Raw genomic sequence first — 1,690 nt, forward strand, 5'->3', positions numbered from 1 at the left:
ACAGGTTCTTTAGAGTCCACATTGCTTTTAATGCGCTCTAACTGCATCAGCCTGTCAAGCGAGAGCACCCGTTGAAAATAGCGCCACATCTCATCATAGGGGGCAACCCGTGTGCCATCATTGACCACAACCGGCGTTTCAAGCCAATTGTTGGTGATCGTTGCAAGGGACAACACATCATCAGGGACATTTGGTGCCATGGGATGATCTGATGAAACTCCTTTGATATATACGACATTGCCCCCTGTGTTGAGACCTATACGGTCAATGCGGGGCAATTTGTAAGTGTAACTGACGATAATATCACCACCTTGCGCCCCACCTGAGACAGTGATTTCCTGCGCTGTTACTTTATCAGCCGTGATTTTTGCGCGGTAACGGTAAGTCACCTTATAGCTGCTCCCTGCTAAAGGTTCGTCTCCTATGGGCGCCCAATCAATGGTATCTCCGGTTTTTTTAAAATCTGTTCCTTCTTTAAATTCCTTGCTTCCTTGAACGACTTTGATAAACGCGGTGATGCTTTTATCCGGCACACCATCACGCCCTGCAGCAACGGCACCGCGGGTGACGTTAACGGTTTTTTCTTTTGTCAACAAAAGAGACTGAATATCGGCAATAGGAAAATAATAGGGTTTAAAGGTAAAACTTGTTTTCCCTTTTGGAGGCGCAAAAATATGCGTTTCGCTAGGAACAACGCTTGTTGAAAAGTCTTGCACCTCTTCATGGCGCAAGGCGGCTAAGCGCTTGCGTTTAAAGCCATTGATATTGGCTTCTCCTTCTTGAATACTAAAGACTTGGCAGCCGTTGTTTTGTCCCAATGCGCTCACACGGCAGCCACTCACGATATAATGCCCATGGGCACGGTCGTACGTCGCAATAGCTTGCATGGCGGGTTCAAGCAATGAGGGTGATTTTTGATCAATCAAAACGCCATCTTGTAAAATATAAACCGGAAAAAAAGTGCCATTCTGCGCATCCTCTTTCAGTGCCCAAACAAGCTTTGCTGTTTCGCGTGCGGCGCCAGGCTCTCCTTCTGCCAAAGTGCCAGGGACTTGCCCCAACAGCTCTGGATCATCTTCGTGTGTTATCCATTTTTTTTGTAGCTTCACACCAATTTCCAAGCGTCCAATCATGGAAACATTGTTGAGTACCGCTTCAGAGACTGGAAAGATATCACCGGCAATATAAATCTTGCCATCCGTTAACGTGACGGTCCTTGTCTCTTTGTTGACAAAAGCATCAGCCCGTTCAACGCGATCTCCTTCTTGTGCCACAAGGCGCCCCAAGCGGTCATGCCGTCCTCTTATAATGGTTTGAACCTCATTCAGTTCACCACTTTGAATAAACGGACGCGTGCCGTAAAAGACAACGCTTTGTTGTTCCTCTTTGCCGCGAGATCTGTCAATTGCAAAGGGTAAACCACTTTCATGCTTCATATTAAAACCTCAATAAAATCTTGAATTGTTCGCGAACATCGGCACGCAAAGGAATATTAATGGGCGTTTTGAGTATCTCGACACCGCCATTGAGTTCATTGGCGTCACACCAAAGCTTGCCAACCGCTATGTTTTCTGCGGGGGTAGCATGAACGAGAACAGAAACAAATGCTGCTTGTTTGCCGTCAACATCGTGAAAGTCTGTACGGGCAGCAAGAAACAACAGAGTGCCTGTTGTAGAAGGGTTAAATCTG

At 46.6% G+C, this 1,690-nt stretch carries 1 protein-coding gene and 1 pseudogene; both read right to left on the reverse strand.

Annotated features, from left to right (window positions below; genetic code table 11):
* Positions 1 to 1,436: DUF4815 domain-containing protein (locus tag ACFIKE_RS10165; protein WP_375649727.1), on the reverse strand; the 1,436-nt coding region annotated here is incomplete at its 3' end.
* Position 1,437: 1 nt separating this feature from the next.
* Positions 1,438 to 1,690, reverse strand: a pseudogene (locus ACFIKE_RS10170) (phage tail protein); the annotation flags it as partial.

Source organism: Bartonella sp. MU70NMGDW, from assembly GCF_042194085.1.
Classification (GTDB): domain Bacteria; phylum Pseudomonadota; class Alphaproteobacteria; order Rhizobiales; family Rhizobiaceae; genus Bartonella; species Bartonella grahamii.